Annotated in this window: 10 protein-coding genes; 4 read left to right on the forward strand and 6 right to left on the reverse strand. The window is 40.1% G+C overall.

Annotation, left to right across the window (positions count from 1 at the left end; genetic code table 11):
- Positions 1 to 70: 70 nt before the first annotated feature.
- The 3 genes from I6E70_RS04310 to I6E70_RS04320 form a co-directional block, all read right to left on the reverse strand.
- The gene (locus I6E70_RS04310) at positions 71 to 874 is read right to left on the reverse strand and encodes a restriction endonuclease (RefSeq protein WP_197188103.1); all 804 of its coding nucleotides are present in this window, start codon (positions 872 to 874) and stop codon (positions 71 to 73) included.
- A gap of 447 nt (positions 875 to 1,321) precedes the next feature.
- On the reverse strand, positions 1,322 to 1,501 hold the full coding sequence (locus tag I6E70_RS04315) for a DUF6435 family protein (RefSeq protein WP_197188104.1): 180 nt from the start codon (positions 1,499 to 1,501) through the stop codon (positions 1,322 to 1,324).
- Positions 1,502 to 1,654: 153 nt separating this feature from the next.
- Positions 1,655 to 2,830: a PQQ-dependent sugar dehydrogenase gene (locus I6E70_RS04320; protein ID WP_197188105.1), complete on the reverse strand. Its 1,176-nt coding sequence runs from the start codon at positions 2,828 to 2,830 to the stop codon at positions 1,655 to 1,657.
- 274 nt (positions 2,831 to 3,104) lie between these two features.
- Here I6E70_RS04320 and I6E70_RS04325 point away from each other — a divergent pair, with 274 nt between their 5' ends.
- From I6E70_RS04325 to I6E70_RS04335, 3 genes are all read left to right on the forward strand, one after another.
- Complete coding sequence (locus I6E70_RS04325; RefSeq protein ID WP_197188178.1) at positions 3,105 to 4,148, forward strand: flavin reductase family protein; 1,044 nt, start codon at positions 3,105 to 3,107, stop codon at positions 4,146 to 4,148.
- Positions 4,145 to 5,197, forward strand: a complete 1,053-nt coding sequence (locus tag I6E70_RS04330) for a fatty acid desaturase family protein (protein ID WP_197188106.1) — start codon at positions 4,145 to 4,147, stop codon at positions 5,195 to 5,197. The genes I6E70_RS04325 and I6E70_RS04330 overlap by 4 nt, the downstream gene beginning before the upstream one ends.
- 143 nt (positions 5,198 to 5,340) lie before the next feature.
- A complete protein-coding gene (locus I6E70_RS04335) occupies positions 5,341 to 6,399 on the forward strand; it encodes a branched-chain amino acid aminotransferase (RefSeq protein WP_269435109.1) in 1,059 nt (352 codons plus the stop codon).
- 81 nt (positions 6,400 to 6,480) lie between these two features.
- Here I6E70_RS04335 and I6E70_RS04340 read toward each other — a convergent pair whose 3' ends face one another.
- Together I6E70_RS04340 and I6E70_RS04345 are read right to left on the reverse strand one after the other, a co-directional pair.
- Positions 6,481 to 9,063: a TonB-dependent receptor plug domain-containing protein gene (locus I6E70_RS04340; RefSeq protein WP_197188107.1), complete on the reverse strand. Its 2,583-nt coding sequence runs from the start codon at positions 9,061 to 9,063 to the stop codon at positions 6,481 to 6,483.
- A gap of 506 nt (positions 9,064 to 9,569) precedes the next feature.
- The gene (locus tag I6E70_RS04345) at positions 9,570 to 9,884 is read right to left on the reverse strand and encodes a DUF962 domain-containing protein (RefSeq protein ID WP_165723651.1); all 315 of its coding nucleotides are present in this window, start codon (positions 9,882 to 9,884) and stop codon (positions 9,570 to 9,572) included.
- 164 nt (positions 9,885 to 10,048) lie between these two features.
- Between I6E70_RS04345 and I6E70_RS04350 the strand changes: the two genes are divergently transcribed.
- Complete coding sequence (locus tag I6E70_RS04350; RefSeq protein ID WP_197188108.1) at positions 10,049 to 12,205, forward strand: prolyl oligopeptidase family serine peptidase; 2,157 nt, start codon at positions 10,049 to 10,051, stop codon at positions 12,203 to 12,205.
- 107 nt (positions 12,206 to 12,312) lie between these two features.
- On the opposite strand, the gene I6E70_RS04355 is transcribed toward I6E70_RS04350, so the two are convergent.
- Positions 12,313 to 13,605: an anti-phage deoxyguanosine triphosphatase gene (locus I6E70_RS04355; protein WP_165726369.1), complete on the reverse strand. Its 1,293-nt coding sequence runs from the start codon at positions 13,603 to 13,605 to the stop codon at positions 12,313 to 12,315.
- Positions 13,606 to 13,824: the final 219 nt, after the last annotated feature.

The raw sequence follows: 13,824 nt of genomic DNA on the forward strand, positions 1-13,824 counted from the left end.
GTTAACGCCGCCAGCAGAGGCCGAAAAACCAGAGCGAAGCGGCGGTTTTTGGTCCCTCTGGCTGGCCCTGTTAGCGGTCTTTTCCTGCGTTGTAGATTGCTTTAGCCATCATTTCAGTGGTGGTTGTTTCATTATCTCTAGTTCTACTTGTATCAGGGCTATAATCACCATTTTTGTACATTTCCCATTCAGCATTAAGTAGCTTCTCTTCAAAATGATTTAAGTTGAGATTCAACCACATGGAAAGCTGCTGAAAGTTATGTGCAATTTTTTCGCCCTGTTGCTCCTTTAGAAAGGATTCCAAGTCGATTGGGTAATTTCGCTCCTCAGCAGCCATTATTGCTGTTCGCGCTGTTGTTAGTAATTGTTGCCCTGTAAATTGCATTGAATAGTCTATTACATCGTGACGAAGACCATATTCAATTCTCACCCTTTTAGAGTGAGACCAATACCTATCTTCCAAAAGTACAAGGCGTTTATAGTAGGTTTTTAAAATCTCAGCCTCAATGATGCCCTTAGTGTCAGACTTCAGTTCATCGAAGGTCTTAAGTTTTACATTGGTGCTTTCAGCCGCTTCAAATGCACCGCTTTGAAACCCTGCTATAGATATAATAAATCCGCGATCTGCACCTATGTCTTCTACAATCGACCTAAGTGCTAACACTTGAGCCTTGGTCACTTTACTCTTCCAATGTTTAGCCTCAACAATCCAAGTAATGTTTTCACCCAAAAATTTGGTTTTGACGAATACATCAACGTCATGGCAAGTTCGTACACCTTGAACTCGGACGTTAGTCTCTGCATCAGCTCCTAGCGAATCAAAGTGATCTTTTATGTCTTCCTGAAAGATATACCAATCTGAATCTTTACTCATAACTACCTTTGACCGCTAACAGCTTTATCGAGGACACTTTCCTCTTTTTTATGAGCAATGTATGTCCTCTTAATTATTTTTAATATTAATAACAAATCCTGTAACACATTGCGAGTATTAAACTTTAAGTCGGGATGTTCTTTTAATAATATGCAGAAAAGAGGAAGACGTCCTCATTTTTTGACTTATGAGGAAAAACGCCAGCACGGTACATAAATGCAGCAATTAAGTATTTAAAATGAAAACCAAATCCGATTTTAAATCATTTAATAGTCACTAAAAAACGCCAGCGATAACGTAAGTAACCGCTTTAAGCACACTTGTTTGTGTAAGCATATTATAAAAGGTGGTTTAGGGCTGGTGGAAGCTGTAAAAAAGGAGGTCATTAATTATTTACTAAACGCGTCTTCCTACTTTTAAAACAGGACAGACACGTTTAATACGAATTTACTTGGCTTTTTTAGCTTCTAGAATTTCTATTTCACTCCAAACTTTTTCGGCTTCTGCACTTAACATGGCAAAGCTTTTAATGTCGCCTTTTCTTTGTGCCTGCATGCCTTGCTCTAGTTTTACGTCGTATTCTTTACGCAGTTTTTTTATTGGGTCAGGCTTTAAAAATGAAAACATTATTATTCTCTTAATTTATTAAATTATATGTAATTAGTGTACGCATTAATGGGCTTAATAGTTCTTTGTTTGGTGAAAATGTTTACTTTGCGCTTTTAAAGCGCACAGTAAACACGGTGTAATTATTAACGTACTGTGTGCTAGTTCTAGTGTTTACGTTTCTGGCTCTAGGCGTTTAATACCTTGACCATCAATACCTAAATAAATAAAACCATCACTGCCTTGGGCTAGGCTGCGTACTCTGCCAATTCCATCGAGTATTTTATATTGCTTAACAACCTTACCTTTTGATAGTTCCAGAGCGCTAATAAATGCAAATTTCATTGATGCTAGTAATAGCTTACCTTTAAGCTTTGGGTATTTATCACTCGTTACATACAACATATCGGAAGGGGCAATTGAAGGGGTCCAATGTAATACGGGCGATTGCATGCCGTCTTTTTCTTTAAGGTCGGTAAACTTGGTACCGCTGTAGTTAACGCCATAACTTACTAAAGGCCATCCGTAGTTAGCGCCTTTTTTTATAATATTAAGCTCATCGCCGCCGCGTGGCCCGTGTTCGTGAGACCATAAAATATTATTTTGATTATCAAACCACATGCCTTGTGGATTACGGTGCCCATAAGACCATGCCGCATGTTTTGCATCTTTTTGTTTAACAAACGGATTGTCGCTTGGGATACTACCATCTTCGTGTAAGCGATAAATTTTACCGCCGTCCCGCGTGAGATCTTGCGGGTTTATGTCGCGCGAGCCGCGATCGCCAATTGAAAAATAAACATAACCTTCATTATCAAACACAATACGGCTGCCGTAGTGCTGGCCTTTGGTACTATTATGCTCGCCTTTGTATAGCAATTGCTGATCAGACAGCTGCGTATGATCGCTATTTAGCTTGGCGCGCATTAAGGCGGTGTTACTTCCGCTTCCTTTGCCCTCACTACTTGAGTAACTAAAGTATAGCCATTGGTTTTGCTTACTATCGGTGTGTAGTGATAAATCAAGCAATCCACCTTGGCCATTAGCGTCAATGTTGGGCAGCCCTGAGACTTTAGTTAACGTAGTGGTATTTTTAGGTAATAAAAATAACGTTCCGCTGCGCTCAGATATTAGCAAATCACCATTAGCTAAAGGCTCAATAGCCCAAGGTATAACCACACCATCTGCCGCTGTTACTGCGTTAACGTTAAGCGATAAAGTATCTAGCTGTTTATAGTTTTTTACGTAATCGCTTTTTGCATTTGCGGGGGCGTTAGTAGCAAACATAGCAACGGCTAAGCCTGCACTTATTAGTTTAGGGAGTGTGTTATGTGACATTAAATTTATCATTATGGCTTCCAAAATTAATCCAATCTTACATAACCTTAACATGGCATAAATAAATTTGTTAAGCGTTGAGTTGAATGAAAAACACACACTTATATTTTTATATGATGACCTTTTAACAGAAAATTGTTTAGTAATTAGCGCTAATAAAAAATTGAATAATTACTCTATTGGGGTTGAAAACTAAAAATTTCAGCGTACACTTGTGCGCTGAAGTTTGAGCGTACACGTGTAAGTTCAAACGTTAAGTATTTTACGATCCAAGAGATTAATAGTGATGATAATTAAAGTATTAAACCAATTTTCAAAATGGTTTTTACACCATCAAAGTTTTGCAGGCTACATAGAGCCAATAATGCAGGTATTTAAACCTGCATGGCGTGCAGGGCAGTTTAGAGCGCAAGTAGTTAGTACAGCTGTGCTTGATGGCGGTTTTTTAAGTGTGCAGCTTAAGCCAAGCAAACAATGGCAGGCGCATACGTCAGGGCAGCATATAAGTTTAACGCTTGAAATTAATGGGCGATTATTAACACGCGTTTTTACCGTGGCTTCAAGCGCTCAGCAATTTAAAAATACAGGTTTGGTGCGCTTACTAATCAAAACAAATGTGCAAGGGCGCTTTACTGGCTTACTCAGCAGCGCATTAAAAGCGGGTTTGTGGTGCAATATTTCTGCGCCAAGTGGCGACTTTGTATTTAAAAACACACACACGCCAGCCACTTTTATTGCAGGCGGCTCGGGTATAACACCTATGCTAGCTATGCTTGATGATTACTTAAGCCAAACTACGCAAAAAGTGTCGTTGGTGTATTACGCAAAAGCTACTGAGCATCAATGTGTTGATGAACTAAGTGAGTTGGCAGCGCAATTTGAGCATTTTTCGTTTTTATTATTAACGCGTGAGCAATCAAACGATATAACCAGCAATATTAAGCCGTGGGAAAACCCAGACATTTACTGCTGTGGCCCTGCAGCATTTATGCAGACAGTGAGCGATTTTGCTAAAACGCATAAGCTAAATTACTACCAAGAAGCATTTGGTTTGGCGCTGCCTAGCTTAAACGATGACAGCCAATTTAATGTAAAAATTAACGCCAGTGCCCATATTGTATCGGGCAACGATGCTTTACTACCTCAGTTTGAAGAAAAAAAGCTACCCGTTAAACGCGGTTGCGGTATTGGTATTTGTCATCAATGCCAATGTATTAAAAAGTCAGGCGTGGTACGCAATTTAAAAACAGGTGAATTGAGTGACAACGGCGAGCAGTTAATACAACTTTGCGTAAGCCAACCTGTTAGTGATTTGGAGTTACAATTATGAAAAACATTAACTATGACATGCTCGCAAGCGAGTTAGATGCCATTAAAATGGACACCCTTGGCAAAGTAGGTCAACAAGATGCTGACTACATTCGCTCTGTTGTGCGCAAACAGCGAGTGTGTGAATGGAGCGGGCGAATTTTGCTAATGCTTGGTTTTATTCAGCCATTATTGTGGGTTGCAGGTGTATTGCTATTAGCACTTGCTAAAATTTTAGACAATATGGAAATTGGCCACAATGTAATGCATGGTCAATACGATTGGATGAACGACAAGCAACTTAACTCACAACATTATGAGTGGGACATAGCGTGCGATGGGCAAAGTTGGCACCGAGTTCATAACTTTGAACACCATACGTATACTAATATTATTGGTAAAGACCGTGATTTTGGCTATGGCTTGTTGCGTTTAAGCGATGATTTTAAGTGGCGTTTTAAAAATGTATGGCAGTTTTTTACGTATATTAATTTAAGTGTGTTATTTCAGTGGGGCGTGTCGTATCACGAGTTAGCTGCAGAGCGTGTTTTTATTGGTAAAAAGAAAGAAAACCGTGAAGGTCTTGTATCACACTCTAAATTAAAGCAGCGCTTTTTTAGTAAAGGCGCTCGCCAATTAATTAAAGATTATGCGATATTTCCGTTACTTGCAGGGCCTTTATTTTTATGGGTATTGGCCGGTAATTTAGTAGCAAACTTAATCCGTAATTTATGGACGTCGACCATAATATTTTGTGGTCACTTTACCGAAGAAACGCAAACTTTTAAACAAGAAGACTGCGTAAACGAAACCCAAGGGCAGTGGTATTACCGCCAAGTACTGGGTTCGTCTAATATTAAAGGGCCACATTGGTTTCATGTTTTAACAGGGCATTTGAGCTGTCAAATAGAGCATCATTTATTTCCTGATATGCCGTCTTCGCGCTATCAAGAAGTTGCGCCACAAGTACAAGCTGTTTTGAAAAAACACGGTGTTGATTATCATACGGGTGGTTTTTTTAGACAGTATACGTCGGTGTTAAAACGTATTATTAAATATTCGTTTAAATAAACATGTTTTAATTAACGAATGAAAAAATCGGTCTGTGTAACTACACTGACCGATTTTTTTGTTTATTGCACTCAATACGGTTGATTAGTAAACAGCACTTGCAAAAAATTCTCATAGTTAATTAAAAAAGCCTTACTTTAGCTATGGTTAAATGGCGGGTGATTGTCATACAATGGAGGGAAATAGACCACACAAGAGAGATTAAAATGGCCGCATTTGGTACCGTGTTTATGCCGCAGATGATTCAAGCTCGTTTTTCTGATAATAAATGGAGCGAGAGCTCAATTGTCCCTTCCGATAAACTTGAACTTCATGCTGGTGCACACGTTCTTCATTATTCAAGTACATGTTTTGAAGGCTTAAAAGCCTTTCGCCATGAAGATGGTTCTGTTTATCTTTTTAGAATGGATGCAAACATTGCACGCATGCAACAAAGCTCAGCGCTATTAAGCTTACCGAGTTTTGACAGCGATATGCTAAAAACGATGATTATCGATATTATGCGTGAATACGCAGATGAAACGCCATTACCACCAGGCTCTATGTATATTCGCCCAACGCACATTGGTACTGAGGCGGCAATTGGTAAAGCGGCTGCGCCATCAATGAGCTCGCTTTTATACACGTTACTATCGCCAGTAGGTGATTATTTTGCCGGTGGTGCAACTGCACTGCGCGTACTGCTTGAAGAAGATGGCATGCGCTGCGCTCCGCACATGGGTATGGTAAAAAGTGGTGGTAACTACGCCAGTGCTCTAGCACCTATTAGTGCTGCACGAACTAAGTATCAAGCAGATCAAATTTTATTTTGCCCAGGTGGCGACGTACAAGAAACCGGTGCTGCTAACTTTATACTTATTGATGGCAACGAAATTATTACTAAAGCGCTTGATAGCACGTTTTTACACGGTGTAACGCGTAATAGTATTTTAACCATTGCAAAAGATTTAGGTATGACGGTAAGCGAGCGTAACTTTAGCGTTACTGAGCTATTAGAGCGTGCTGCTAAACCAGGTACTGAAGCGGCGCTTTCGGGCACTGCAGCTGTACTAACTGCTGTGGGTACGTTTATTCATAACGATAAAGAATACAAAGTAGGTACTGGCGAGCCAGGCCCAACTACTGCGCGCCTTCGCCAAGCATTGAACGATATTCAATGGGGTAAAAGTGAAGACAAACACGGTTGGTTAACTAAAATCTAATTATAGATTTAATAGCAACTCGCATTAAAAAGCCACCTAATCGGTGGCTTTTGTGTGTTTGGTTACTTTAAGCTTTGCTTATTAGAACTTCATTTCTATTTTACCGTACACGTAGCGTCCGTTAAATCCGTACGGCGAGAAGCTAGAGTAAGCAAATAAACGTGAGAAGGTGGTTACATCGTCAACATTTTCACGGGTTGCATCTGGGTAAACATCAAAAATGTTATTAGCACCTAAGCTCAGCGATACGTTTTCACTAAGCGAGTAGGCTACATCTAAGTCGGTTATCCATTTAGGCTTAAGCACTTCGTTACGTTCAGGGTTGTCTGAAGGGTCTTGAGTTTCGCCGTAACGCGTTGTTCTAAGAGTGGTACGAATATCATCGTTAGTCCACGTTGCGCTTAAGTTGTACTTATTACGCGGTGTGCTTACTTCAAAACGACGCAGCTCAGTGCCTGAGAACAAGTTGTCTTGATCAAACCCTGCACCTTGTAGCTCTGCTGGTGGGTCGATAATATTTGTTACTTCATTTTTGCCGTAGTTATAACCTAGGTTAAAGGCTAAATCGCCGTAACCATCAGTTGCTACATTATATGAGGCAACCACATCAACACCACGGGTTTTACTGTCAATTGCATTTAAGAAGAAACGACCTTGGTTAGCGCCTGTGCCTTGAAGTAAATCGGCAATAGCATCGCCCGATAAGTTGTTTGATAACACAATGCGGTCATCAATTAATATTTGGTAGTAATCAACCGATAAGCTGAAATTAAAGTCGGTAGACCATGTAAAACCAACGCCGTAGTTTGTTGCTTCCTCAGCATCAAGACCCGGTGAGCCCAGTGCTTTTGCTACATCGCTGCTTGGTGCGAACGTACCTGTTTCGGTTGGTTCGCCATCAACAAATACAGTGGCCACTGAGGTAAAGTATTGTTGCTGCAAAGAAGGTGCTCTAAAACCAGTAGATACAGAGGCGCGTAGTGCTAAGTCTTCAGTTAATGAATAACGAGTTGCAATTTTACCGTTAAGTGTATCGCCAAAGTCCGAGTAATCTTCATAACGGGCGGCAACCGCTAAATTCCAATCGTCGGTTAGGTAGGTTTCAAGATCTATATATAAGCTCACGTTGTGGCGGCTGTTATCGCCCTCTGATTCGGGTGTAAACCCCGGGAATACTTGTGCCCCCGCTGCGCCAAATGGGCCATCAACTGGGTCGGTTACTGCGCCTCCTGGGCCAAATGTACCTTGTGCATATGATGCTTCTTCGCCAGCATCTATTTGGTATCCTTCGCGGCGATACTCAGCACCTACAGCTACGTTTACAGAGCTTTCTAAAAAGCTGACGTCTACCTCGCGGCTAAAATCAACGTTTAAAGTAAGTTGATCGTAGGTAAGTGTTCCTGCATCAAAGCTTGTTTGGCTAGAAGGGCCGTATGAGGTATTTAAGCTATTTATAACACCAAACTCAAATGCATCTTGACCATATACGGCCGATACATCGTAATTCCATTCACTTACAAAACCTTTAGCGCCAAGTGCCAGTGAAAAGTCATCTATGTCTGAGGTAATAACAGGTAAAAAGCCGTCAGGGTAAACTTCTTCTATATTACGGCTATCGCTTGCACGGCGATAAAACCCGCCGCCTTCGCCTTCACGTTTGCTGTAAGAGCCAAACGAATATAAATCAACTTCGTTTGTTAACTGGTAACCTGCGTTATAAAACATTGAAAAATCTTCAACATCGCCATTACCAAAGTTATGGTTGTAACGATTTACGGTAAGTTCACGTGGGTCAAGCGCGCCATCTACTGAACCGTCATCTATGCGTGCGTAGTTTTCACGGTTATCGTAGTCTGAGCGGTTAGTTGAATGGCGGTCGCGGTATTCTGTTGAGATGTTTAAAAAGCCATTATCGCCAAGCTCAAAACCCATATTACCTTGCAGCGTTAGTGTTTGACCATCGGTTAAAGAGCGATCGCCCCCTTCGGTAAATGCTAAATTACCATCACTGCCTTCAGATACTGATTTTAGCTGTGGTACACCGTCCATTTCGGTTACGTTAGCACCATATATAGCCGCAACTGAACCACCGCTGCTGGCACTTTTAAGTACAATATTAATAACACCAGCTATCGCATCAGAGCCATATTGCGCTGCTGCACCATCGCGTAATACTTCAATACGGGCAATAGCATTTGCAGGTATCGCATTTAAGTCAACCGATGATGAACCACGACCCGTTGAGCCATTTAAGTTAAGTAATGCGTTGCTGTGGCGGCGCTTACCATTAACAAGCACTAAGGTGTGATCGGGTGCTAAGCCACGAAGCTGAGCGGGACGTACATGGTCGCTGCCATCAGTAAGTGATGCTTGTGGGAAGTTAAAGCTGGGTAATAAACTGCTAAGCAGGGCATTCGTTTCAGTAAAGCCTGAATTTTTAAGTGCATCTGCACCAATTATATCGATGGGTACTGCGCTGTCTTCTACTGTACGGCCTAATCGGCGAGAGCCAATTACGCTTATTTGTTCGATGTTTTCTTCTGCTTTGGTGTCTTGCTCTGCAGCATTTACTGAGAGCGAACCAAGTAGCGCAGCTGATGCGCTCATGGCGAGTAATATTTGTGGTACCGACTGCTGTAATTTTAATAACGGTTTTCTATTCATGCTGTATTTCCCCATACCCATTGAATTATTTTAGTTTTGTACAAAAAGCTCAAACCTCTTTGTTACCTTGAACATATACTTAATTAACAAAGTCAGTCAATTGAATAACATTCAATTAATTTAAGGGTTTTTATAATTACATTTGGTTGTTTTTTATAATGATCATTGTTTTAGTTATATAGCGAAGGTAATTGCTAAGTAATTGATGGATAATGAATTATATTAAAAAATTAAATTTAACGTTTAATTAACTGGTAAGACGAGATTGATGGGTTAAATTAATTATGGGTAGGGAACCATTTTTATTGGGCTGGCAATAAATAGCTGTTGAGCTATAAATATTTTTTAAAATTTAAAATACAAATAAACCCATTAAATGTTAACTAAATTAACATTTAATGGGTGTACTATAAATTATGTACTACTTATTAGAACCTATACTTTAAAGCATGAAGCAATTTTGTTTTTATAAGTAATCGGTATAAAAAAGAGTGCTAAAAATAGTGTTAAAATTTAATTTTTCCAACAAGCATATCTTTAAACATTACCCAATCTCCCCATAAACTGTAAAAAGGGTGTTTAAAAGTAGCAGGGCGGTTTTTTTCAAAAAAGAAATGTCCGACCCACGCAAACCCATATCCAATAACAGGTAATAGCCACAATAAACTGTAGTGTTGTTTTAATAATGCTATTGCGATTACAGCAAGAACAAGTGTACTTCCTATAAAATGTAATCGGCGGCAAATCACGTTGCGGTGTTCTTTTAAATAATAAGGGTAGAAGGCTTTAAAGCTTTTAAACGTGGGGTTTTTACTTTGCATAGTGTGCTCTTTTATTGTTTTTTATTTTAATGAGGGTCGTGCTATTAAAGCGTAAGTTTACATTTGTTTACAGCGATAAATGGCGCTTAACGCATCTAAATAGACAAAAGGGCTAAAAGTTAATAACTTAGGCGCACTATTAATAAATAAGAATGGAACTCAGGATGTTTAAACACACTCTAGCATGTGCTGTAATTGTAGCGCTTAGCGGCTGTTCAGAGCCAACTAATACGGTAACTCAAGAAGAAGTAAAAGCACCAATGAAGCAAGTTAACGCAGTTATATACCCAGAAACAAAAAAAGGCGATATCGTAGACACCTACTTTGAAGAAGCCGTTAGCGACCCATATCGTTGGCTTGAAGATGATATGAGCAGAGAAACTGCCGATTGGGTTAAAACGCAAAACAATTTAACGTTTTCTTATTTAGAACAAATCCCTTATCGCGATAAGTTAAAGCAGCGCCTTGAAAAACTAATGAATTACGAAAAAATAGGCGCTCCTTTTACTGAAGGCGATTACACCTATTTTTATAAAAACGATGGCCTGCAAAATCAATATGTTTTGTACCGCAGTAAAGATGGCGGCGACGTTGAAGTATTTTTAGATCCAAACAAGTTTAGTGACGATGGTACGACGTCTATGTCGGGTTTATCGTTTTCAAAAGATGGGTCATTACTCGCGTATCAAATATCTGAAGGCGGCAGCGATTGGCGCAAAATTATAGTTATTGATGCACATACTAAAGAGCAAGTTGAAGAAGCGCTTGTTGACGTTAAATTTAGTGGCATTGATTGGTTAGGCAACGAAGGTTTTTATTATTCAAGTTACGAAAAACCTAAAGGCAGTGAGCTTTCGGCTAAAACAGATCAGCATAAAGCGTATTACCATAAGCTAGGTACTGCTCAGTCTGCTGATAGTGTTGTATTTGGTGAAACTGATGAGCAAAAACATCGCTATGTAGGCGCTGATGTAACCCATGACGGCCACTACTTACTTATTTCAGCTAGTACGTCTACTTCAGGCAATAAGCTGTTTATAAAAGATTTAACAAAAGAAAACAGTGAGTTTGTAACGGTTGTTGGAAATACTGATTCAGATACATCGGTTATTGATAACGAAGGCAGCAAGCTGTTTTTAGTTACTAACCTTAATGCACCAAACAAAAAAGTAGTGACGGTTGATGCAAGTAACCCAAGCCCTGAAAATTGGGTTGATTTAATTCCAGAAACCAAAAACGTACTAAATCTTACAAAAGGTGGCGATACCTTTTTTGCCAACTACATGGTTGATGCTATTTCGCAGGTAAAACAGTACAACAAAAAAGGCGAGCTAATTCGCGAAATTACATTACCAGGCGTGGGTACAGCACGTGGTTTTGGCGGTAAAAAAGATCAAACAACGCTTTATTATTCGTTCACTAACTACAAAACACCAGGTACTACTTATACGTTTGATGTAACTACGGGTGAATCGGGTGTTTATCGTAAGTCGGCTATTGATTTTAATAGTGATGATTACACGTCTGAGCAAGTGTTTTACACATCAAAAGACGGCACTAAAATACCGATGGTAATTACCTATAAAACAGGCATTAAGCTTGATGGTTCAAACCCTACTATTTTATACGGTTACGGTGGTTTTAATATTAGTTTAACGCCAAGCTTTAGCCCTGTTAATGCAGTATGGCTTGAGCAAGGTGGTGTATACGCCGTTGCTAATATTCGCGGTGGTGGTGAGTACGGTAAAGACTGGCACAATGCCGGCACTAAATTGCAAAAGCAAAATGTGTTTGACGACTTTATTGCGGCTGCTGAGTATTTAAAAGATAAAAAGTACACGTCTAAAAAGCGTTTAGCACTTCGCGGTGGATCTAATGGTGGTTTGTTAGTTGGCGCAGTAATGACTCAGCGCCCAGACTTATTTCAAGTTGCTCTACCTGCTGTAGGTGTACTTGATATGCTGCGCTACCATACATTTACTGCGGGCGCTGGTTGGGCATACGACTACGGTACCAGTGAGCAAAGCAAAGAAATGTTTGAATACATAAAAGGGTATTCACCACTTCATAATGTAAAAGCAGGTGTTGAGTATCCAGCCACTATGATTACAACTGGCGATCATGATGACCGCGTTGTCCCTTCGCATTCGTTTAAGTTTGCTGCTGAGCTTCAAGCAAAGCAAACAGGTAATAACCCAACGCTTATCCGCATAGAAACAAATGCGGGGCATGGTGCAGGTACACCAACGAGTAAAACAATTGAGCAGTATGCTGATATATTTGGTTTTACGCTATATAACATGGGCGTAGAGTCGTTATAAAAGCGCTTTAACAAAATAGCTAACTTTAATAGCTGAGCAAAAGGCCGAGTAAATTTAATTTACTCGGCCTTTTTAATGTTTGTTAGTAGTTAGTAGTTAGCAGTTAGCTATTGCATAGGTGAAAACAATCGTTGATACGTTTTATAAGCGTACTCGTCGGTCATTCCGCTTAAGTAATCGCAAATTATACGCATACCTTGGTTTTGTTTTTCGGCTTCTATGTATTGTGCTTGTGTTGTTTCGGGTAATAAACGCAGCGGATCGCTAGCAAACGCGGTAAATAACTCTATTAGTAAGTTTTGACCTTTAAACTCTATTTGCTGCATTTCGGGGTCGCGTATTAAACGTTGAAACACAAAATGCTTAAGTATTTGCAATACACTGTCGTATTGGGCATCTAATTTAGCGGTGTACTTTAAAATAGGGCATTCAAAGTCATCGTTTTGAATATCTAAATGTATATGAATAATAAAGGTATTAACCAGCTCACCTATGGCATCTTTTCGCTCATAATCATTTTTTGAAAACAAGCGCTGGGTCAGCGATTCAAGCATGGCGTTTAGCCAGTCAAAGTTTAGTGCTTTTAAATGAGGTAGGGCATGAGTTTGCCAATCGTCTAACGTAAGTACATGGGTTGCAATGGCATCTTCTAAGTCGTGTACGGCGTATGCTATATCGTCGGCATGTTCCATTATGGCGCTATCGAGCGATTTATACGTTGTTTTAGCGCGGTACTTATCAATAGCGCCATGGTTACCCAGCAACGTTTTATCGTTTTGACTCAGTGGTTCTACTATCCAATTGAATATGGCTGCATCGTCGTTGTACAACCCTTTGGCAGGTCGCCAATCATCTGCTTTTATAAATGCACGGCCGGTTGTATCGTCGGGAATGGTATGCCAAAGCGTATTAATAAACGCGGGGTATTTTATAAAACCTAATAAAGTACGACGAGTTAGGTTCATCCCGTGCCCATTACTGTAGGGCTCAAGTTTTGCAACTATGCGCAGTGTTTGTGCGTTACCTTCAAAACCACCGTGATCGCGCATCATGTAATTTAGCGCTATTTCACCACCATGGCCAAAAGGTGGATGGCCAATATCGTGCGCCAAACACAGTGTTTCTAGCAGTCCGGTTGATGGAAAGTGCGTAAAGTCGCTATGTTGCGCTTTTAAGTGGCGCAATATGCCAGTACCAATTTGCGATACTTCTAAAGAGTGGGTAAGGCGAGTGCGGTAAAAGTCGTTTAGGCCAATGCCCATAATTTGGGTTTTAGCTTGCAAACGCCTAAATGCAGCTGCATGAATAATACGCGAACGATCGACCTGCCACGGCGAGCGATTATCGTTAGGACGATGTTTATATTGCTCTATTATTCGGCTTTGCCATTGTTTATTCATACTGCTTACTCACACATAGTTAATATTATTAAACTTTGCCCAGTATACCCATGGACTTATAAATTGCGAATGAACAAATGCACTACATAGGCTCTGTTTTATCTAAAATTCAAATACACTGCTGAAAATTCAACCGTAAAAGGTCATCAAACCCCAGTTATTCGCGTTTATAAAGTGGCTTAGGTATAATGCGCCTTCGTATGCTTGTGTATTAACCAT

It is taken from the genome of Pseudoalteromonas sp. NGC95, from assembly GCF_015864705.1.
GTDB lineage: Bacteria > Pseudomonadota > Gammaproteobacteria > Enterobacterales > Alteromonadaceae > Pseudoalteromonas > Pseudoalteromonas arctica.

Coding starts and splice junctions, on each gene's coding strand:
- I6E70_RS04310 (WP_197188103.1), bottom strand. CDS start 874: ATGAGTAAAGATTCAGATTGGTATATCTTTCAGGAAGACATAAAAGAT.
- I6E70_RS04315 (WP_197188104.1), bottom strand. CDS start 1,501: ATGTTTTCATTTTTAAAGCCTGACCCAATAAAAAAACTGCGTAAAGAA.
- I6E70_RS04320 (WP_197188105.1), bottom strand. CDS start 2,830: ATGATAAATTTAATGTCACATAACACACTCCCTAAACTAATAAGTGCA.
- I6E70_RS04325 (WP_197188178.1), top strand. CDS start 3,105: ATGATAATTAAAGTATTAAACCAATTTTCAAAATGGTTTTTACACCAT.
- I6E70_RS04330 (WP_197188106.1), top strand. CDS start 4,145: ATGAAAAACATTAACTATGACATGCTCGCAAGCGAGTTAGATGCCATT.
- I6E70_RS04335 (WP_269435109.1), top strand. CDS start 5,341: ATGGTTAAATGGCGGGTGATTGTCATACAATGGAGGGAAATAGACCAC.
- I6E70_RS04340 (WP_197188107.1), bottom strand. CDS start 9,063: ATGAATAGAAAACCGTTATTAAAATTACAGCAGTCGGTACCACAAATA.
- I6E70_RS04345 (WP_165723651.1), bottom strand. CDS start 9,884: ATGCAAAGTAAAAACCCCACGTTTAAAAGCTTTAAAGCCTTCTACCCT.
- I6E70_RS04350 (WP_197188108.1), top strand. CDS start 10,049: ATGTTTAAACACACTCTAGCATGTGCTGTAATTGTAGCGCTTAGCGGC.
- I6E70_RS04355 (WP_165726369.1), bottom strand. CDS start 13,605: ATGAATAAACAATGGCAAAGCCGAATAATAGAGCAATATAAACATCGT.